The sequence below is a fragment of the Sphingobium sp. TB-6 genome, from assembly GCF_012927365.1.
Classification (GTDB): Bacteria; Pseudomonadota; Alphaproteobacteria; order Sphingomonadales; family Sphingomonadaceae; genus Sphingobium.
Genome location: NZ_JABBGL010000001.1, coordinates 303,914 through 324,328, shown reverse-complemented (window position 1 = coordinate 324,328; position 20,415 = coordinate 303,914). Strand labels below are relative to the sequence as shown.

The following is a 20,415-nucleotide window of genomic DNA, read 5'->3' as shown; positions in this document are numbered from 1 at the left end:
TCTGGGGCCGGGTGGCATGCGCGCATGTCCAACCGGCAACGGTAAAGGCGTATGCGCCTGTGGTGAACAGGTTTCCAACATCCGGCTTAGGCCGTCGCCCCGAGTGGACATAGGTGCGACGAATGAGCCAGGGCCAATCACGACCGGCGCGGGACCGGTCTAATCCGGGAATATTTCCCTTTCACGACGACCGCTGCGGGAAGCCATTCCTGCGATGCGGTGCGCATATGATGAGAATGCCGTCATGAGCGTCTCTCCCCAACGACGCGCGTCCCTCGACGATGACGACGCAAATAGCGCAGCCCCTCCCACCCATGATTTTGCAGACGTGTACCGGCGGGAAAAGCCCCGTCTCCTTCGCTATTTCCTGCAAAAGCTGGGAAATCGCTCGGATGCTGACGATATGGCGCAGGAAGTAATGACCAGGTTCCTGGGCGCAACGCCTCCGGTCGCGGTGGTAACCCCGCGGGCCTATATCACCCGCATCGCCACGAACATGCTGCGGGATCGCGCCGAACGGGGATCGACGCGCCTGTCGCAGCTGTCGGTATCCCTCGACGAAGGATTGCACAAATCCAACGGCATCGACCCGCATCGCGAAGTCGAGGCGCGGCAGGAGATCCAGCGCTGGCGAGCGATCTTGCAGCAACTGCCGCCGCGCACCCTGGAAATTTTCCTTCTCAATCGTGTCGAAGGCTATAGCTATCGGGAGATAGCGACTGATCTGAGGCTCCCCTTGTGGAGGGTGCAAAAGCATATGTTGAAGGCCATCCGGCATATCGCCGCCAATATGGGAGGCGATCATGAATAAACTCTCATGGTGGGATCGCCGTACCGCTTCGCGATGGCTCATGAAAATGCAATGCGACCCTGACAGGCATCGCGCGGGTCTCCGCCGGTGGATGGCAGCCAAGGATGGCCGTCAACATTTCTATGAAAAATTGTCGGCCAGCGTCGGCGTCGCAGCCGGCGCCGCGGCCGTAGCGCCCATGCATGTCGAGAAGGGCGTCGCGCAAATGCCAGGATGGCGGCCTGCGCTTGCCGCGGCAACCGTCATGACCCTGATCACCGCCGCCCTGGTCATGATGTTCTTCTACGCCCCATTCGCGCGCACGGATGCTCTGGGCGGCGGCAAGCTCGCAACGAGGATCGGCGAAGTACGCGAAGTCCGGCTGGAGGATGGATCGACGCTCATCCTCGACACCGGAACGAGCATCAATGTCGATCTCTCGGCGGAGCAACGTGTTGTAAGCCTGGAACGCGGGCGGGCAAGGTTCAGGATCGCGCATGATGCCGCGCGACCGTTCATCGTGCGCTTCGGCCAGAATGAAATCCTGTCCCCCGGCACGATATTCGATGTGACCTATGGCCATCGTATCGCCATTCATCTCCTTGAAGGAAGCGCCGACGTGAAGGTGCATGGATGGCGTTCCAGTGCTCGCTCCGAGCGACTCTTTCGTCTCCATCCCGGGGAACAATTAGCCTTCCTTGATGGACAAGCCATGTCGCCTTCTGTCATGTCCGCAAAACCTACCGACGAGCAATGGGTCAGCGGCGTGAAAGATCTAGATGATGTTCCGATCAGCGAGGTAATCGCCGAAGCCAACAGTTACAGCACGACGCAGATCGTGCTCGCTGATCCAGGGCTTGGTAGCCGGGAGATATTCGGCTCGGTTCACATCCGCGACATTGACGCCGTGGCGGAGGCAATTGCCGCATTCCTGGAGGCGAGGATCGATCGTTCCCATCCAGGAAAATTGATCATCACCAAATAAATTTTAGCCAAGCCAGCTTCAACTTTTCCTTCCCCCGTCTTTTCCCGTTTGCCCTGTCCAAGAAGGGCGCAGCGAAAATGATGGGGGAAGCATCATGGGTTTCGGCAAGACGGGATTTCTGATTGGCGCAGCGACCGCCCTGGTCGCGATAAGTCCGCATGTCCTGGCTCAGGACAGCGAAAAGCGATCCTATGATCTTCCGGCGCAGGATCTGAAATATGCGCTTCGTGCCGTTGCCCGCAAGGACGGCTATCAACTGATAGCGGATTCAAGAGCACTTCGGGGCAAGCAGGCAAAAGCCCTCAAGGGCGCCTATACAGTCAGCGAGGCTGTCAGCCTCCTTGTCGAGGGCAGCGACCTCATAGCGGAAGTCCGCAACGGTTCGATCTTCGTTCGGGGGCGAGGCGAACCATCGCGGGAGGCGATAAACGGCACGGCGGAAAATAATATCATCGTCACCGGGTCGCGCATTCGCGGTGGCGCAAGCGCGTCGCCCGTGATGACCAGGACACAGGATGATATTCGCACAGCCGGACTTTCCAATCTCGGCGATTTCGCCCGCAGCCTGCCTCAAAGCTTTGCCGGCGGGCAAAATCCCGGGGTCACGGTCGGCGTGGGAGGTATCAGTAACGAGAATGTAAGCTCCGCTTCCAGCCTCAATCTTCGCGGACTTGGTCCCGATGCCACGCTGACACTACTGAATGGCCGACGCATCGCCTATAATGGCGTGGCGCAGGCCATCGATATTTCCTCCATTCCCCTGGGCGCGGTCGATCGCGTGGAAATCATCACCGATGGTGCTTCTGCCGTTTACGGTTCGGACGCGGTCGCTGGCGTCGCCAATATCATCCTCAAGCGCAGCTATGATGGAATGGAGGCATCCGCCCGATTGGGCGCGGCAACCGATGGCGGCGACGAGCAGCAGCAATATAGCGTGGTGGCGGGAAAGACCGGACGCAATCTCGGCTTCATGTTCACCTATAGCTATGACCGCAGCACGGCCATAAAGGCCGGCGACCGTTCATTCACCAACAACGCCTTTCCCAGCACGACCATTCTCCCGGCCATGAGACAGCATAGCATAGTGGCGACCGGATATTGGGAACCCACCGACCACCTCACCATCAGCACCGACGCGCTTTTCAGCAATCGTCATTCCATCACCATTCAGCCGCTTATCAGCAACGATTATCGGGATCGAGGATATCGCCGGACACCGCGGAACCAATCCTGGTCAATATCCCCAAAAATAGAATGGAAGCTGCCCGCCGACTGGCTCGCCACATTCATGGGTACCGCAGCACAGGACAAGCTTGAAATCAACTCGCGCCTCTACACAGCAGGTCTGCTGAATTTCGCCTCGGTCGGCAGCTATACCAACAAGTCCCGCATATTGGAGATGAACCTGGAGGGCGCACTCGTCGATCTGCCGGCTGGCGACTTGCGACTCGCCCTCGGTGGCGGCTACCGATCGAACAGGCTGATCGCCGATCTCCAGACGGAAAGAGCGACCGGGACAACGCCTACGGTACAATTTTCAAAAAATCGCAGCAGCTATTACCTCTTTGGCGAAGCCGCCATTCCGATCGTGGCGCCAGAGCAGGACATTGATTTCATTCATGCGCTGTCTCTCAGCGCCGCAGCGCGCTATGAAAGCTATTCGGGCGGAATGGGGCATGTCACGACGCCCAAATTGGGACTCGTCTACGCCCCGTCGAAAGATATCAATCTCAAATTTTCATGGGGCCGCTCGTTCAAGACACCGACGCTCTACCAACAGTTTCTCGATTATACGGCGCAGTTGGTGCCGATCAGTGATTTTGGCGGCAGTGCCTACCCCGCTTCAGCTACGGCGCTCTACATCTCTGGTGGCAATGCTGATCTCAGGCCCGAGCGGGCCACCACAATGGCCGCGACGTTTGAGATACATCCGGCCGCGCTGCCTGGGCTTAAGATGAGCACAAGCCTCTTCCACATCCGTTACAAGAACAGGATCGCCACGCCGATCGCCTCGACGACCGGTCTATTGTCCAACCCCGCCTATCAGTCCCTGGTCAACCTTAGTCCCACCGAGGCACTCATCGAAGCTTTCATATCGGGATCTCCCACAGGTCTTACGAACCTCACCGACGCGCCTTTCAATATCGACAATGTGGCGGCTATCGTCGACAGCCGATACGTCAATATCGCCCAGCAGACAGCGAAAGGGATCGATCTCGACATAAGCTATTCTGTCAGATTGGCCGCTGGGGATATGATCCATCTGACGGGAAATCTGACCTATCTCGAGAGCCGCCGGAAAGTCACGCCAGTTTCCGCCGCGGTCGATGCGGCCGGCACCTTGTTTTTCCCCCCGCATTGGCGCGCCCGAGGTGGCGCGGACTGGTCTCATGGCGGTTTCAGCCTGGGGATATTCGGCAATTATATCGGTGGGCTCAAGGATCAACGGCTGGCAGCCGCCTCATCGATCGACGGCATGACCACCGTCGACCTGTCCGCGCGATACCGCACCTCCGATGGCAGCGGCATCCTGAACGGGATCGAGATCAGCGCCTCAGCACTCAATATCTTCAACGACAAGCCGGATCGGATCCGGACCACAGCTCGCTACTATCCGACCTTCGACTCCACCAACTATTCCGCAGTGGGGCGCTTCATCAGCCTGACGGTGACGAAGAGGTTTCAATGATCCGCGCGATCAAGGGTCTGACGCTTTCGACAGCGGCGCTGGCCTTTGCCGCCGGCACGCCCGCCCTTGCCGGCGTGCCGGCGGATTGCAGCGATCTGAAACCGGACACCGTCTCCCACGGAACACGACAGGCTATCACGCCAGAGAAGCTGCTTCGACTGCGGGATGTGGGACTGCCCGCCGCCGCGGCCGTCTCCAGGCCCGGGGCGATAACCGTCTCGCCAGACGGGAAATTCGTCGCCTTTCAAATCCGTCGTGTCGATCGGACGGCGAGTGCCTATTGCCTCGGCATGTTCGTCACAGCCCTCAACGGCGCGCATAGACTGATCGCGGTGGACAGAGGCGGCGAACTCATCCGGATGACGATCGAGCGGACTGGCATTACCCGTTTCCCCACCGGGGTACCCCAACTCATCACGCCACACTGGTCGCCCGATAGTCGCTGGATTGCCTATCTCAAACGCATCGATGGCGTGACACAGATATGGCGCGCCCAGGCAGACGGCCAGGGGGCCGAGCAGCTTTCCTCGTCGCTGGACGATATAGAGGATCTTACGTGGTCGCCCGACGGAACGACGATCATTTTCGCGAGCCGGCCGGATTATCGTAAGATCCAGCAGCAGATCGACCAAGAGGGCGAGGCCGGTTTTCATTATGATGCCCGGTTCGTTCCCAAGGCAGGCTCCCGCCCCTTTCCTTATGCATCCATTGATCGCGTCTATCTCGCAATCGATGTCACATCCAGGATAGCCCGTCCCGCCACGCGCGAGGAAATCAATCTGCTCCAAATGCAGAACGGCAGGGCAAAACCGGTCGGCGCCAATCTCTTCGCGCACGGCCCAGACGGCGCACGCGCCTGGACCGCCATTCGGCCATCGAGCGGCTACATGCCCCAATTTGACCTCCATGTCGCGCTTGCATCGGGAGAGCAGTTCAGTTGTCGCTTTGACACTTGCGAGGGCATCCTGGGTCTATGGTGGCCAGTGGGCGGCACGAGCCTCCTTTTCCTGCGTCGGGAAGGCTGGGGTAACAGCCAGCTCGGTCTGTATCGATGGAAACCAGGTCCTTCCAGACGGCCGGTTCGGCTGTTCGCGACAGAGGATATGTTAGCAAGCTGCGAACTGGTGGGTGAGCGGCTGCTATGCCTTCATGAAGCCTCCAACCAGCCGAGTCGGCTGGTGTTCGCCGGTCTTGACGGGCATCTGGAGCCGGTGGTCGACCTCAATCCGGAGTTCAGGGCGTTGACTTTCGGACCCACCCGCCGCCTGAAATGGCGCAATGCCTTTGGCGTCGAAACCTTCGGCGATCTCGTCCTGCCGCCCGACTATGACGGGAAGCGACGGCTCCCCCTCATCATCGTCCAATATGACAGTCGCGGATTCCTGCGCGGCGGCACGGGCGACGAATATCCGATCCAGCCGCTCGCAGCGCGCGGTTTTGCAGTATTGAGTTTCGAACGACCGCGCTTCACCGGGTTCGGTCGCCCCGCGAAAGATGGTGATGAATTGTTCCGGCATAATCTGGAGGGATGGTCAGATTTGCGCAGTGTCCTCTCATCGCTTGAAACCATCACCGATCAGCTTGTGACGCAAGGGATTGCCGATCCCGCGAGAGTGGGCATTGCCGGCCTGAGCGACGGCACAAGAAACATCCAATATGCGTTGGTCAACAGCGACAGGTTCGCGGCAGCTTCAGTCAGCAGTTCCTTCGAGGAGCCGGGCACCTTCCTTCCTCTCGCCGGCCCGGCCGGTGCGAACAGCTATGTCGCGTCCGGCTATCCCAGGATGGAGGACATGGCGCCGGATTTCTGGAATTGCTATTCGCTGGTAAGGAATGCAGCGCGTCTTCGCACTCCGGTCCTCATGCAGCTTTCCGATGATGAATATCTGGGGGCCCTGGAACCTTTCGCCGCCTTGCAAGACAAGGGCATTCCCAGCACGCTCTACGTCTTTCCTGGCGAGCATCATGTCAAATGGCAACCGCGCCATCGTCTCGCCGTCTATTACAGGAACATCGCCTGGTTCGAACATTGGTTGATGCCGGATCATCCCTCTTCGCTTGCCGTCAAATGGCTACCAGGCGATGTCGCGCAATCGACTGTACTTTCTCGCGCAATGGGAGACGTCGCCGCACCGGCCCAATGCCGGGCCCAGGCCTCCGCATCCACGAGCGCCAGCAAGCGCAGATAGTCATCATCGCGCTGCGGCCCCTCATAGGCCAAATAGGCCGACACCGCTTCGCGATCGATCACATGATGCTGCGCCAGCAGACCATCCAGCAGCATTTCCCGATATTGGCTTCGGTAGGTATCGAGCAGTTCGACACAAAAAGCGGACGGACCGCCCTTGCGAACCCGGCGCATATTATCATCGCCAAGGATCCGGCGATAGGCCTGGCGTGCAACCGCTCGGTTGATCCCGCCCGAAATCCAGAGCCAGCTGGGAATAGAAAGGCAGAATTCGACAATGGGCTGAGACAATAGCGGACAGACCAGTTCCAGTTCATCGTCCCGCGCATAGCCTTCGGTGAAGCGCTGCACCCGCGTCGCCCATAGGCCATGGATGATGCGGCCTCGAGCAAGACCCGCCGGCGCATCAAACCAGGGATGAGCGTCGAACATTTCCCGCGTCGCGTCGCGCGCGACCAGGAAACGGTCCTCTATCTTCATGGCGAAGGCCACTGGCGAACTATCCCTCCTGCGGCGGAGGGCGGACAGCACCTGCGGAATGCTGCTGTCGGTCATGCGGCAAACATCGGCGAGGGTTTGCAGCAGGCCGCCGCGAGCGCCCCGCGTTTCCCAACGGTCCAGAATTGGCGTCACATTCTGCATGAAACAAAATACCGCATCACCGCCATTCCCACGAAACAAGGTCTTGCTTCCCACAGCTCGCGCAAGCTCGCGGATGACATGGTCATAGCTCTGGAGAAAGGGTTCGCCCGTGGGCCGCGCCTGATGCGGGGCACTGGGGCGCGCCGGATCGACATGCCGGGCAGCATAGAGTGCGCTGTCGAAGGGCAAGCCCAGCCTCACGCATACCCCGCGCGCATAGCTGCGTTCATCGCCATCGGGGTGACTGGTCGCAATGCTGATACCATGGGCGCCAAATTCGACCTCGCGCAGTGCCGCGGCGATGATCGATGAGTCGAGTCCGCCAGAGACACCGATCAATATAGGGCTTGCCGTGGATCGGCCCAAAGCTTTGATGCATTTGTCGGTGATGTCCCGCAAGCGAAGCGCCGCCTGATCCAGGCCCCCCTCAAATCTGCGGGCGGCATGCTTCCATGGTGACCATAAAGATGTTTCCGTGGCCATCGCTCCCTGCCAATCCAGCACGAACCCTGGCAACACTTCCCTTGCACCGACCAATGCTGTCGAGGGGGATCGCTGATTGGGATATCGGAACTGATGGAGAATATAGTCATAATTGACCGCGGGGCGCAGCAAACCGGCGACAACGAGCAATCCGACATCCGATGCCGCCGCGTGGCAGCCGTCCCCGCTCACATGGTAGCAGGGCAAGCCGCCTGAAGGATCGCGCAGGATCTGTGCGCCTTCGCGCCCATGCTTCACCGCGACATATTGCCCCCATCCCTGCTCGAGCAGATCGGACAGAGGGGATGTTCGCTCATTGCCGTCGGTCCATTTCGCGAGGTCCATCGGCCGGAAGTCCATTTGCGAAAAAATGCGCCCGATGCCGATGAAGTTCACCCCTTCGACAATCTGCACAGGTGTGTCGTTCGACAGGAAGAGCATGAGTTGGTCAGATTGCCAGGCAAGCTTCAGTCCCCGGCGACCAACAGACGCGGCAATGGCGCGCCGTCGGTCCGAACAATCGGTGCTGGCGATGAGATAACGCGCCGCCATCAGAGGCTCACTATCGGACTGAACGTCCGAATCCGCTCCACCCGATCGTTCAAAAGGAGATCCCCTCGCTGGACCCAGGCATGGGCGGAAAATGGGCTGGCCGTAACGCCAAGCACGAGCGAGGCTGCGATATTGCGACGGCGCAGCAGTCTTGCAAGGGCAAGAGAGCGAACGAGGCATTGGTCCGCCCCGGTCATGATGAAAGCCGATTGCACGAAAGCCCATCCCAGGCGGTTTGCGATTTCACCAGCCCTCAGAGGTTCACAGGCCTTCACCGGCGATGCGGCGACCTCCTTTGCGAGGCAATGCATGCCATGATGCCGCAAGTCCCGGCAAGCCTGCCACTGCGACCAGGCCACGCGCGCGGTCAAATAGCTGCTTGCTCGTTGGGGTCGCTCGTCGAGAAGGGATCTGATCGGCATTATGGGTACTGCGCGAAGGGATTCCTCCGCGGCTTTCTCCGATGGCTCGATTAGCCGGGCATCTCGCAGCCGCTGCACCTCGCGCAGGTTGATGGAGCCGTTCTCTCCCCGAACGATAGTACGAAATGCCCGATTCCAGGTCGAAGGAATCGTGAAATACCGGCCAGACGACACATCCAGAAAGATGATATGCTGACCAAGATCAGAAAAATGCAAATTCTCTCGCAAAGCGTAAGTCATCGCCACCTCGGATCGTGATGGGAGGGCACGCATAGCCTATGTGTGCCCTCCCGGGTCGGATCACTCGTCCAATATACCCATGCCGGTCAGGGGCGACTGGTCCACATCGCGCGCCTTGCCCTCGATCCCCTTGGTCTGCTCGACAGCCGATCCGAGGTCGATCAGCGCTTCATTCCGTTCGAAGTCACGTTCCATGATTGCTTCCTTCAGATACCGCTTGATTGCGGCCTGATGATTTTAGGGCAGGATGAAGAAACGGCCGACCATATACGTTCCCAATTTGACAACATATATGCTGGACATTGCAGAGTGATTGTGATTCTCGCCACGATAATAGCTGAATGATACGGATTTCCGTTCTCATTCTATGAATCCATTCTTCATCATGGCCGAAAAAATCGTCTCTACGTTCAACAAACGTCGGCGATGATAATGCCAAAGGGCCGTTCTGATGGAATGTTTGTTCCTCGAACGCACGAGATTCCATAGGGATTCCAACTCGGAAAGACACCGCGGCAGCACATTTTCATGGATCCGAATCAAGTGCAGCCGCGCTTCCAGGGCAAGGACAGCGTGGAGATGTTCCGGATTATGCGAACATGCCGCCAATGACGCGAAGAGCTCATCAGCCAGGTTCGCCAGATGATGATGTTCATCGCTTGTCTTACCTTGATCATAGACCGGAAACTCGCCGATCTCGATGGGGTCATTGATAGCGCGAACAATGATACGAAGAAGATCGCCGTGCCAGGCATAAAAACAGCTTATGCGGTCATGCGTGAGAGGAGGAACGGCAAATCCCCCTCCGCCTTGCATCTCGAGAAGACGTTCGCCGACCATGCGCAATATTGCGTCGCGTACCGGAGAGACACTGGTTCCAGCGCTATCAGCAATCTGGCTCAGTATAAGAACTGCTCCTGGGCGCAATTCTCCTACCATGATTTGCCGCTTCAATTCGCGATAGACGCGATCGGCCGTAACAGCATCGGGCGACATGGCGCTCAGGCCTCCCTGTCGATGCCCTCATCCGTAAGTGGAATCGGGATTGAACGGAGGAATGGTTTCAGACGATAGCTCGCAATAAACTCGATGCATCCAGCCTCCAGTTCATGCATGTCCTCATCGAAAATCTGTCGTGGAAAGTGCATCTGATGCTCCAGAAACAACATTGGCAAGAGGAGATGCGATGCCGACAATCCAAGACCGTGCGCGCACCGCAAATGGTCGTCGAGCCGGGACTTGGGACTTCCCGATTCGACTTCCCGGAGCCAGCGTTCACCCATCCCAACCTGGGCTGCCAGCTGCTTCTGCGTCATGCGCTTGTCCCGCCGCCTTTCCTCGATGCGGCGGCCCGAGATCTGTTTGACCTCGGCTAGAATAGCGGCGCGGCTACCCGGCCGCCTGCTCTGAGTCGACATCATCAGGTTCTCCCTGAATGTTCCTCAAAGCTTCCATGCACATTCCGACTGTTTCAACTTGTTGTGTGAAACCCTCGGTGCGTCAAATATTATCGTTCTCATTTTGGGAGCAATTACCGTCAGGCTCTTCGATGACCAAAGCCTGATCCTGCTCACTTATCTGCCAGAAGATCGCTCATTCGGCTATACGCCGCTCGCAGGGTCTTGTCCTCGCTGGCGGCCATGAGCGCGATACAGGCTGCATAAAGGGCGTTCTTTGTTGGCCGATCGCCAAGATGATCCGATCTTTCCAGGCGATCGCTGATCTTGCCCGCGATTCGCTGCAATCGATCGGACGCCCCGACAAAATGCTCCCTTTTCCCGATCAGCCGTCGCAAATGGGGGAGTTCGAGTTCGGCAGCAATCTCCGATGCATCCGACGCTTCCGCGATCAATATGGCTACATACAGTGTCGAGCCATAGGAAATCAGGCTGTTCGCGAGTTTTGCCAGACGTGCATGGCAAACCAGGAAGAGATCGGTGCCCTCAGGCGAAAGGCATAGTTTGTACGTTCTCGATTGGCGTTCTGTCATGATGTCTCCCTCATCCGATTCGAGGTTGGTACTCATGATGATGACGACCCGAACGGAGAATAAAGCCGATTTTTGACAAGGAAAGCGGCATTTATATGCCGCTTCCGGAAGATGAATGCCGCAATCGGCACAACAGTGCCCTGCCCCTTGCGCGCCTTTTCAAGCTGTGAACAACTCGTCTCACGGTCGATGACTGGGAAGCATGTTCCGGCAATTTGTACAGAGCTTCCGCCCACCGATCCCGCCCTCAAAAAAAGGCGTCCGAGAGGATTTGCCGCTTGCCTGGAGTACCGTCATGGTCCAATCTCCGCCTGTCCTTGGCGCCTGCCTGAGCCTGGCGCTCGCCGCAAACCCGGCGAGCGCAAAACCACTCCGCTTGGCTTCGACGGATCTGCCCGACCGACTGCGCATCATTCAGGCGAGCGACGCATTCCAGATCGTTGCCCTCCCAGCTGCCGAACCGGCATTCACGCCGCCCGGCAGCGCAATGGCCGTCGGCAGCAGCATCCGCATCGATGCCGATATTGCTCGCGCGATCACGCAGAACAGCGGAGGCACGCAATGAGCCGCCGGATGAGTTTCTCACAGGCGGCCGGCGCGGCCCTGCTCCTAGGCGTCAGCATCGGCGGCGCCCAAGCCCAGGCAAAGCCCGACGATGTGCAGCTGCTGCAAAAAGCGGCGCAGGACGCCGAGCAGAAGCTCCGCCAGAGCTTCACCAACCTTCAGTTCGAGGGGTTCGAGCCAGCGCCGGTCAAGGGGCCGATCTACCAGGCAAGCGCGGGCAGCCGCATGCTCTATTATGCTCCGGAGAGCGAGCATATCCTTTTCGCGACGGTCTATGACCGCAACGGCGTCAATGTGACGGCGCTGGCCCAGGATGCGCGAGCGCAGCGGCAGCTTGCCGCGATCGATCCCAAACAGGCGCTGGAGATTGGCCCAAAGGACGCGCCTTCGGTGATCGAATTCACCGATCCCGATTGTCCCTATTGCCGCGCGCTCGATCGCTTCTGGACGGCCAAGGCAGCGGAAGGAAAGCCCGTGCGGCGCCTTGTCTATTTCGTCTCAGGCATCCACCCCGAGGCCGCGACCAAGGCGGAACATATCCTCTGCGCGCCCGACAGGGAGGCTAGCTTCAAGGCCCTCTATGCCGGCGCGAAGCCCCCTGCCCTGCTGACATGCCCGGAAGGTCGCGCCAAGGTGGAAGCCGACGCGGCACTGGTGAAAAAGGTGGGCGTCAGCGGTACGCCGACCCTCATCGTGGGCGGCAAGATCATCTCGGGTTTCGACCAGGCGGAGATCGAGGCGTTTCTCGGACAAGCCTATGCGGCGAAGGCGTCCACCCATGCGCAGCGCTAACCCTTCCCCTTATCTGGCGGCTGCCTGGACCACGCGGCGTCCCGCGTGGACCATGCGGAACGGAATGCCGGCGATCGCGGCCCTCAGGAGCCGTCCGACACGATCATCGGCAGCCTACGAGGTCCCTCGCCGGCACATATCCCAAGCGGACGGCTCCTTCTTGCACATGGAGTATGACATGATCAAAGCCCTTGGACGACGCAGCCTTTCCGCTGCCGACTATTCGATCGCCGCTCTCCTGGCCATATTTGCGGCCACGGGGATCGCCCATGCTTTCACGGCGCCCGCCGCCGGCGACCTTGGCTACGACATTTACGACATCGTCGTGAACCAGGGCGTCAAGGGACCGCTGGGCTTTGTCGGCGGCGTCGCGGCCTTCCTGTTCGGCGTCTCGCGCCTCTTTTCCAACATCATGATCGGCATCCCGACGATCGTGGCGGCGGTCTGCCTCATCAAGGCGGATTCGATCCTCCAGACCTTCGGCATGACCATCTGAACTGATCGGCGCGGGTCGCCACACTCTCACGCAACCCACGCCCCCGAGCCTGGAAGCCAATGATGGCTCCCGGGAAACCCCGAGCTCATGCCGGGGAGATGAAGCAGGAGGAGAAGGGACAATGGACGAACGCCTGCCCCAGTATCTGCATCGGCCGGTCCAGATCCTATGGTTCGGATCGGACGAGTTCATCCTGGTGGTCTCGACCATCTTCGTCGCCGTCATCGTCGGCGGGCTGATCGGATGGGCGCTCGTCTTTGCCCTTCTCCTTTTCATCCCCTGGAAGCGCAGCACACCCCGCGGGTTTCTGGCCCATCTCGCCTGGCGCTGGGGCCTGCTTGGCTTCCGCCATTATCCAGGTCCAACCCAGACCCGCTTTTATGAGTGAGGCTTAAAGCCATGTCGCTCTTTTCAAACCGAACCGGCTCCGAGGTCGATCCGCTCCTGGGCAAACCAGCGAGCTTCGGCATCCACCGCTATCTCCAGGGCTCCTCCAATCTCTTCGAGGAGAACCGCCTGCTCAAATTCGCGATTGTGGGCCTGTTCGGCATCACGGCGGTGCTGGGCGCGGTGGTCTATTCGACCGACCAGAACCGGCGCACCGTGGTCGTGCCCTTTGGCACGGGCGGCGATCTCTATGTGACGGGCTCGAAACCCTCGACGGACTATCTGCGCACCATGACGCGCAACATCGTCGCGCTCTCGGGCACCTATTCCGCCTATTCGGCAGATCCGCAGTTCCAGGAGCTGCTCTCGATCGTCCATCCGAACGCCTATAACAGTATGCGCGACAGCCTCAACGCAGTGCTGGACGAGCTTTCCAAAAACCCGACCCTGTCGATCGCCACCTATATCCGTCCCGACCAGCCGGTCAGCTGGACCGACAGGGACATCATCGTTCCGGTCGAGAAGGTCCGCATCATCGGCGGCGTGATCCGCAAATTCCGGGGCACGCTGCGCATCGGCTACGGCGTCGAGAACGGCCGCTTCTGGATCACCCGCCTTTCGGAGGAAAAATTCGATGCCGAGCTTCGGTAAACCCCTGCGCGCGTCCGCCGCCCTGCTGGCCATGATCGCGTCGGCGCCGGTCTTCGCCCAGTCCATCGTCGCGCTGCCCGATCAGACCAGCACGATCCGGCTGTCGAACCGCGACGTCAATCATGTGATCTGTACAGGCGGCGAGATCGAGGACGTCAAATTCTCGGCGGAAAAGGCGATCGCGGTCGAGAAGGGCGGCGCGGACGCCTGGATCAAATTCCTGGTGAAGGAAGTCGATGACGCCGGTGCCGTCACGCGCAGCTATGTGACCGCGCCGTCCGAATTCTTCATTTCCTGCAATGGCGCCATCTATCCGCTCTATACCGAGCCCTCGGACATTCCCGCCCAGACCGTCACCCTGGTGCCGGGCAGCGCGCAGCGCGCCAAGGCCAATGACGAATTGCTGGGGCCGCTGGTCGAGGAGGAGCGCGCCGTCTCGATCACGCTCGCTATGCTCCAGGACCGTATCCCGGCGAGCTTCACCGCCGTCGCGCCCAAGGCCGAGCGGGTCGTGCTGCCCTCCCTTCCCGCCGCGCGAATCATCGAACGCCGACGGGTCGAGATAGAGGGTTCCGGTCTTTCGGCATCGGAATATCGGGTCGAAGCGGACGCGGACCTCGGCCTTGATGAGCGGCTGTTCCTCGACCGCGCCTTTGGTGCCCGCGTCTTTGCGGTCAGCGCCGATCGTCTTTCGCTCAAAGCCGGAGAGACCGCCCGCCTCATCATCGTACGGCGGGGAGCAAACCAATGAACGAGAAGAAGCAAGGCGGGAAAGAAACCCCGCAGGATCTTGGCGCCCCGATCAAAGGCTTTTCTCGCCCCCCGAAAGATCAAAATGAGGCCAGGGACGGAAAGCAAGGGCAAGCAAAGGATCAGGGCGCCGTTCGCGGCCCGGCCCTGCTCGACCTGAAAACCCACTGGCGCGCCATGTCGGCAAGACAGAAACTGCGCGCCAAGCAGGTGGGCGTGGGAGCAGCGGTCGCGATCCTGGGCTATGGTCTCTACACAGCGTCCAGCGGTTCCTCCGACGACAAGCCCGATCTGCCCGCAGCCTCGAAGCTGGACATGGGCGCGGGCCTGCGCGGTGATAGTCTGGAAACCAAGCTGCGCGGTGACCTGCAAAAGGTGCTCGACGGCCAATCCCTGCTGGGCGATCGCATCACCGCGATCGAGGAGGGCAAGGTCATGCCCGGCAGCAAGGTCGGCGGCACGTCGACCGATGGTGGCGATCTGCCGTCGGCCATGACGGGCACATTGCCGGCCTTCCCGCCGCCACCCAGCGACGCGGAGCTGGACAGCGCGATGGGGTCGATCCCGCCGCCTGTACCGCCGGTCGCTCCGGCCGCGCCGCCCGCGCCCCCAGTCGAGAAGACCGTCGGTTCGATTGGCGCTGCCACCAGCGCCATCATCCCCGCCGCAAACAAGGAGGGCGCCGGGTCCGGCAACGGAAAAAAGTCGCGGACCATCTATTTACCGCCTGGTTTCATGAAGGCACGGCTCCTGACCGGGATCGACGCACTGGCCAGCCGGGACGCGACCTCGAACCCGGAACCGCTGATCGCCCGCGTGCAGGCCCCCGCCGTGCTGCCCAATGATGTGAAAGCCAATCTTGCCGGCTGCTTTGTCATCGGCAATGCCACCGGCAGCCTCGCCAAGGAACGGGTCGAGGTCCAGCTGGTGTCGCTCTCCTGCGTCGATTTCGACGAGCGGTCCGTCGTCGATCAGCCCATCAAGGGCTTCTTCGTCGACACCGATGGAAAGAAGGGGCTTTCGGGCAAGGTCGTGACCCGCGCCGGCGCGGCGCTGGCCCGATCCTTCATCGCCGGGACCGTGAGCGGCTTTACCAGTTCAGTCGAAAACAGCTTCGGGGACCTCTCCACCTCCGCCCTGGGTTCGGTCCGCACGCTCGATGCGACCGATGCCGCAAAGAGCGGCATTGCCGGCGGCCTTTCCAAATCCTCCGACAAGCTCACCGATTTCTATCTCGACCTTGCGCGCCAGGCTGGCCCCATCGTCGAGGTCGGCGCCGCCAAGGAGGTGGTGGTGGTCATCCAGGAGGGCGTGACCCTCGACATCAAACCCAGCGCAGGGAGCAAATTCTGATGGCATATCGTCTTTTGAGGGGCATTCGCCCCATGCCTGACACGCCCGTTGGTGCTGCGCGCCGGGCTGGATCGCCAGCGCTGCTCGGCATGGCTCTGCTGCTCGCGGGCTGTTCCACCATTGGCTCGGTCATGTCGCCCTACAGCGAGAAGTTCAGCTGCAAGAATAGCGACCATGGGCAGTGCATCCATCCCGACAAGGCCTATGCCGATGCGGTGGCTGGCGTGCCATCCCGCTCCGATCCCGCGGTCACCCATGACAAGGCTCTTCTCAGCCAGGGAGACGGTACCGGGACAAGCAGTGCCACCAAGCGGGGCAAGACAGGCCCATCCCCCTATCTTGGCTATCGCGACAGCGTCTATCGGGAGTTGCAGGGCCTGGTCGATGCGCCGGTCACGCCGATGCTGCGCCCCGGCCGCACGGTGCGCACGCTGATCCTGCCCTATGCCGACCGCGAGCGGCCCGACCGGCTCTACATGCCGCGCTATGTCTATTCGATCCTCGAGAGGCCCCAATGGGTGGTGGGCGATTATCTGGTGAGCCCGGTCCAGTCCGCGACGGGCGTGCCGGTGCTGGAACAGGTGAGGGACAAGGGCGCGTCCGACCGCGCCGTCGAGGGCGAGCCCGCCGATATCCCCGCTACGCCTGAGGAGGCACGGCCATGATCGCGCTCGGTACCCGCCATGGCGGCGGCCTCACCCGGTCGGACCTGCATCGCGCCGTCGCGCGCGACGCCTATTCCGATTTTCTGCCGCTCGTCGCCTGGAACGAAGAGGAGGAAGCCTTTCTCTGCATCGACGATGGCTGGGGCCATGCCTGGGAGCTGATCCCGTCGGCCTATATGTTCGCTCATGTCCATCAGGCCTTGCTGGGCCTCCTCAACATCCATTTTCCCGATGGGACGGTGTTGCAGCTCCACGGTTTTGCCGATCCGCTGATCGACCATGCGCTCGATGCCTTCCTGGATATGAAGACCCGGCCCGATCCTCTGATCCAGGCATCGGCGCGGCGCACCGCCGATTATCTGCGCGCCGGAACCGAGGGGCTCGACGCGCTTCATGGCATCCCGGTGCGCAATTTTCGGCTGTTCCTCTCGATCAAGACGCGGGTGGAACTTGGCCATGACCTGCGCCGCCAGATCGAGGAACAGCTCGCCAAGCTTGGTATCCGCCGTCTGCCGCCCGAGGAACTGGTCAGCTTCTATCGCCGGATCTTCAACGGTCTCTTCGATGCCGCGCCAGGCGTGTTCGCCGATGGCAGTGACGGCCAGCCCGCCCCGCCTGTTCGCAAGCAGATCATCGATGCAGGCCCCGACCTGCTGTTCGACGGCCCGGAAGTGCATCTGGGCAATCAGGTGGCGCGCTGCCTGACGCCAAGGGCGCCGGCACGGCGCATCACCGCCGAGCGCGCCAATCGCCTGCTGGGCGGGATGCGCGGGGCGGCCGAGGACAGCGACCAGATTGGCGGCCCTTTTCTCTTCACGCTCAACATCCTGTTCGATCACAGCCAGTTCGAGATTCACAAGCGCGCCCAGATCCTCTCCGCGCAGAAGGCGGCGGGCAGCTTCGCGGTCGAGGTCGGCAAGCAGATCGAGGAAATCGGTTGGGTGCTCGATGAGGCGGGCAACAGCCGCTTCCTTTCGGTGATCCCGATGGTCTGGGTCTTCGGCCGCACCAGCGCCGACGCGCGGGAAATGGCGGCGCGCGCCAAGCGCCTGTGGGAGAGCGAGCCGCTCCCCTGGATGATGCAGGAGGAGAGCTATCTCAATCCGGTCCTGTTGCCGATGAGCCTCCCCTTCGGGCTCTATCCCGAAAAACGCACGATGCGGATGCTGGAACGCGATTTCCGCATGCCGGTCAAAGCCGCCGTGCTGCTGGCGCCGGTGCAGACCGACTTTCGCGGCGGCGGTCGCCCGGCCCTTCTTTATACCGGCCGCAAGGGCCAGCTCATCACGCTCGATCTTTTCGATCCGCGCATCAACAATTATAATTTCATCGTCTCGGCCGAGAGCGGCGCGGGGAAGAGCTTCCTCCTCAACAATCTCTGTCAGCAATATTATGCGCAAGGGTCGCTTATCCGCATCATCGATATTGGCGGCAGCTATCGCAAACTCTGCACCCTGTGCTCGGGCCGCTATATCGATATTGGCGAAGAGAAGCTCGTGCTCAATCCGTTCGACATGGGCTTCGCGCTTGATGGCGATGATCGCCAGTCCGCGATCTCCATGGCGGTCGCGATCGTCGCGGAAATGGCCAATGCCGCAACGCGCAAGGGCGTCACGACGTCGGAATGGAATCTGCTCAAGTCCGCTGTGCAGTGGACGATCGACGAAGGTCATGCCGAGGAAGGGATAGACAGCGTCCGGGCCTGGCTCGGCGCCTATCCGCAATTTGCAGCGTCCGATCTCGACCGGGTCGACCATCTGGTGCCGGCCGCGCGGGAACTCGCCTTCAACCTGCGCGATTTCGGCAGTGACGGCGCCTATGGCCATTTCTTCAACGGTCCCTCGACCTTCGACATCAGCAACGACGAGTTTGTCGTGCTGGAGCTTGAGCGGCTCAAAGCCATGCCGGACCTGTTCAACGTCATCGTCATGGTCGTGGTGAACGCGGTCACCCAGGAACTCTATCTGTCCGCGCGCGACCGGCCGCGCTTTGTCCTGTGCGATGAAGCCGCGCAGTTCATGACCCGGAGCGAGGGCCAGGACTTGTCGCGGCTCGCCGAAGCTTTCGGCCAGGGCTATCGCCGCGCGCGCAAATATCAGGGCAGTTTCGGTGTTGTCCTCCAGAGCATGAACGACCTTCTGCTCTTCGGCGGCACCGGACAGGTGATCCTCGAAAATGCAGCGACGCGGTTCCTGCTTCAGGGTTCGACCTATGCCCAGGCGGTCGAGAACAAGATCCTCGACTATTCCGGATTTGTCCTCGATCTGTTGAAATCCGTCCGTAACGCCAAACCCCATTATAGCGAGATCTTCATCGACTCTCCCCTGGGACTGGGCGTGGCCCGGCTGGTGGTGGACCCCTTTTCCTATTGGATCAACACCAGCGCGCCGCAGGAGGTGGCGGCCTTCGAGGCGCTGATCCGCGCCGGGCGCAGTCCACTCGAAGCCGTGTGCGAGCTGGCCGGGGTCGATCCCGCCGAAATCCTGCCTGCAATGCAAGATGGAGGGGCAGCATGATGCGCAAGCCTTCCACCCATCCCGATCAATTGCCCCTGGGGTTCGGCAAGGATGCCGAGATCGAGCGGATCATCGAGGCCCGGGTCGCGATCCGCGCGGAGGCCGAAGCCATACGATGGCGCTTCCGGCTGATGGTGATCGAAACCATCCTGCTGACCAGCCTGGTGATTGTGACCGGCCTGATGCTGCACCAGCCACCGATGCTGATCGCGCGCGGCGCGCTGCTGATCGGCGCTACCTGCCTCAACACAGGCCTTCTGCTCATCCTGCTCACCGGCTTGACGGGGAAATGCCTCGCAGCGTTGCGCAGCTGGAAAGCCAGGCGCTCCAATCTTCTCGCTGCCTGGAAACGGCCATGACCGGCCTCTTTTCATCCCGTCCTGGACAGCCCGCCATACGCATGATTGTCGGCACGCATCTGCTGCTGACGATCCAGGCGGGGCTGGTGCTGTGGTCGGCGACGGAACTGGACATGGGATTGCGGTGCATCGTCGGTGCTGCTGGCCTACTGGGGCTCGCCGCCATCATCACGGCGATCCGCGGTGGAGATGAGGAGGAAGGCCGGGTCTGGCGGCCCTATCGGCTGCGCAATCATGCGTGGCGTGGAGGCGGGCGGTCATGATCCACCGCACCCTCATTGCAGGCATGGCGATAGGCTGTTGTGTGCTGGTTGTTCCTGCGGCCATCGCGGACACCGCGACGATCGGGCGGACTTGGCCCATAGCCGAGCCTGACGCGCTCGCGGAGATCGAAGCGCGGGCCGCGCGACAACCTACCAATATGGCGGCTCAATTTGGTCCGCGCGCGAACTGGTCAGCGCTACGCGCTGCGTCGCTCGGAAACGCCCGACAGGACCGGACCCGCTTCGTCGTGCCCTTCTACACCCTGCCCGACGAAATCCGCCTGCCTGACGGCAAGCTGCTTTATCCCAAGGGTTTCACCTTCAACCCGCTCGACTATGTCTCGTTGCCGCAGCGTCTCGTCATCGTCCATCCGCGAAACCTTGGCTGGGCGCTCGACCATGCCCGGCTCACCGATTTCATCCTGCTGACGGGGGGCGACGCGCTCGAACTTTCCGAGCGAACCGGGCGGGCGCTGTTCATTCTTGAGGAGCGCGTGAAGGAGCGGCTGGGCCTGACCGTGGCGCCCGTCATCGTCTCCCAGGTCGGCAAGAAGCTCGAACTCCACGAATTTGAGGCCGTCGACCAGCGAAAAGGGGAGCGGCAATGATTCGTTCCAACATGCCCACCGCGCAATTGG

Annotated in this window: 21 protein-coding genes and 1 pseudogene; 16 read left to right on the top strand and 6 right to left on the bottom strand. The window is 61.0% G+C overall.

The genetic code is table 11. The annotated features are described in order from the left end of the window. The first annotated feature begins 214 nt into the window (after positions 1-214). The 4 genes and pseudogenes from HHL26_RS01370 to HHL26_RS01355 all read left to right on the top strand — a co-directional run. Positions 215-811 (top strand): RNA polymerase sigma factor, encoded by a 597-nt coding sequence (locus HHL26_RS01370; RefSeq protein WP_346765554.1) that lies wholly within the window; start codon positions 215-217, stop codon positions 809-811. Positions 812-902: 91 nt separating this feature from the next. Further along, the gene (locus tag HHL26_RS01365; RefSeq protein WP_066563242.1) at positions 903-1,775 is read left to right on the top strand and encodes a FecR domain-containing protein; all 873 of its coding nucleotides are present in this window, start codon (positions 903-905) and stop codon (positions 1,773-1,775) included. A 94-nt stretch (positions 1,776-1,869) separates the two neighbouring features. Beyond that, positions 1,870-4,464: a TonB-dependent receptor gene (locus HHL26_RS01360; protein WP_169575781.1), complete on the top strand. Its 2,595-nt coding sequence runs from the start codon at positions 1,870-1,872 to the stop codon at positions 4,462-4,464. Further along, positions 4,461-6,491, top strand: a pseudogene (locus HHL26_RS01355) (Atxe2 family lasso peptide isopeptidase); the annotation flags it as partial. The gene HHL26_RS01360 and the pseudogene HHL26_RS01355, both read left to right, overlap by 4 nt. A gap of 17 nt (positions 6,492-6,508) precedes the next feature. On the opposite strand, the gene HHL26_RS24155 reads toward HHL26_RS01355, so the two are convergent. From HHL26_RS24155 to HHL26_RS01330, 6 genes are all read right to left on the bottom strand, one after another. Next, positions 6,509-8,329, bottom strand: a complete 1,821-nt coding sequence (locus HHL26_RS24155; protein WP_240962258.1) for an asparagine synthase-related protein — start codon at positions 8,327-8,329, stop codon at positions 6,509-6,511. Next, a complete protein-coding gene (locus HHL26_RS01350) occupies positions 8,329-8,991 on the bottom strand; it encodes a lasso peptide biosynthesis B2 protein (RefSeq protein ID WP_169575779.1) in 663 nt (220 codons plus the stop codon). The genes HHL26_RS24155 and HHL26_RS01350 overlap by 1 nt, the downstream gene beginning before the upstream one ends. Before the next feature lie 60 nt (positions 8,992-9,051). Beyond that, the gene (locus tag HHL26_RS01345) at positions 9,052-9,186 is read right to left on the bottom strand and encodes a benenodin family lasso peptide (RefSeq protein ID WP_140404536.1); all 135 of its coding nucleotides are present in this window, start codon (positions 9,184-9,186) and stop codon (positions 9,052-9,054) included. Between the two features lie 165 nt (positions 9,187-9,351). Next, entirely contained in the window at positions 9,352-9,987 is a 636-nt protein-coding gene (locus HHL26_RS01340) for a GntR family transcriptional regulator (protein WP_082749158.1), read from the bottom strand. A 5-nt stretch (positions 9,988-9,992) separates the two neighbouring features. After that, positions 9,993-10,412, bottom strand: coding sequence for a helix-turn-helix domain-containing protein (locus HHL26_RS01335; RefSeq protein WP_066563261.1), 420 nt, complete (start codon positions 10,410-10,412; stop codon positions 9,993-9,995). Between the two features lie 149 nt (positions 10,413-10,561). Further along, positions 10,562-10,981, bottom strand: a complete 420-nt coding sequence (locus HHL26_RS01330; protein ID WP_066563972.1) for a hypothetical protein — start codon at positions 10,979-10,981, stop codon at positions 10,562-10,564. A gap of 202 nt (positions 10,982-11,183) precedes the next feature. On the opposite strand from HHL26_RS01330, the gene HHL26_RS01325 reads away from it, so the two are divergent. The 12 genes from HHL26_RS01325 (at position 11,184) to HHL26_RS01270 (ending at position 20,385) form a co-directional block, all read left to right on the top strand. Further along, complete coding sequence (locus tag HHL26_RS01325; RefSeq protein WP_169575778.1) at positions 11,184-11,546, top strand: hypothetical protein; 363 nt, start codon at positions 11,184-11,186, stop codon at positions 11,544-11,546. A gap of 8 nt (positions 11,547-11,554) precedes the next feature. After that, a complete protein-coding gene (locus tag HHL26_RS01320) occupies positions 11,555-12,337 on the top strand; it encodes a DsbC family protein (protein WP_082749197.1) in 783 nt (260 codons plus the stop codon). A gap of 178 nt (positions 12,338-12,515) precedes the next feature. Then, on the top strand, positions 12,516-12,833 hold the full coding sequence (locus HHL26_RS01315) for a hypothetical protein (RefSeq protein ID WP_066563974.1): 318 nt from the start codon (positions 12,516-12,518) through the stop codon (positions 12,831-12,833). Positions 12,834-12,954: 121 nt separating this feature from the next. Continuing rightward, positions 12,955-13,221 carry a type IV conjugative transfer system protein TraL gene (locus HHL26_RS01310; RefSeq protein WP_169575777.1) on the top strand — a complete coding sequence of 89 codons (267 nt, stop codon included), beginning with the start codon at positions 12,955-12,957 and terminating at the stop codon, positions 13,219-13,221. Positions 13,222-13,232: 11 nt separating this feature from the next. Beyond that, the gene (locus HHL26_RS01305; protein ID WP_169575776.1) at positions 13,233-13,871 is read left to right on the top strand and encodes a TraE/TraK family type IV conjugative transfer system protein; all 639 of its coding nucleotides are present in this window, start codon (positions 13,233-13,235) and stop codon (positions 13,869-13,871) included. Next, a complete protein-coding gene (locus tag HHL26_RS01300; RefSeq protein WP_066563279.1) occupies positions 13,855-14,622 on the top strand; it encodes a type-F conjugative transfer system secretin TraK in 768 nt (255 codons plus the stop codon). The genes HHL26_RS01305 and HHL26_RS01300 overlap by 17 nt, the downstream gene beginning before the upstream one ends. Further along, on the top strand, positions 14,619-15,974 hold the full coding sequence (locus HHL26_RS01295; protein ID WP_169575775.1) for a TraB/VirB10 family protein: 1,356 nt from the start codon (positions 14,619-14,621) through the stop codon (positions 15,972-15,974). Before HHL26_RS01300 ends, HHL26_RS01295 begins: the two co-directional genes overlap by 4 nt. 32 nt (positions 15,975-16,006) lie before the next feature. Next, complete coding sequence (locus HHL26_RS01290; RefSeq protein WP_066563280.1) at positions 16,007-16,639, top strand: TraV family lipoprotein; 633 nt, start codon at positions 16,007-16,009, stop codon at positions 16,637-16,639. Beyond that, on the top strand, positions 16,636-19,155 hold the full coding sequence (locus HHL26_RS01285; protein ID WP_169575774.1) for a TraC family protein: 2,520 nt from the start codon (positions 16,636-16,638) through the stop codon (positions 19,153-19,155). Before HHL26_RS01290 ends, HHL26_RS01285 begins: the two co-directional genes overlap by 4 nt. Beyond that, positions 19,152-19,514 carry a hypothetical protein gene (locus HHL26_RS01280; RefSeq protein ID WP_327752431.1) on the top strand — a complete coding sequence of 121 codons (363 nt, stop codon included), beginning with the start codon at positions 19,152-19,154 and terminating at the stop codon, positions 19,512-19,514. Before HHL26_RS01285 ends, HHL26_RS01280 begins: the two co-directional genes overlap by 4 nt. After that, positions 19,511-19,777, top strand: a complete 267-nt coding sequence (locus HHL26_RS01275; RefSeq protein ID WP_176392533.1) for a hypothetical protein — start codon at positions 19,511-19,513, stop codon at positions 19,775-19,777. Before HHL26_RS01280 ends, HHL26_RS01275 begins: the two co-directional genes overlap by 4 nt. Further along, on the top strand, positions 19,774-20,385 hold the full coding sequence (locus tag HHL26_RS01270; RefSeq protein ID WP_206377301.1) for a conjugal transfer protein TraW: 612 nt from the start codon (positions 19,774-19,776) through the stop codon (positions 20,383-20,385). Before HHL26_RS01275 ends, HHL26_RS01270 begins: the two co-directional genes overlap by 4 nt. Positions 20,386-20,415 lie beyond the last annotated feature (30 nt).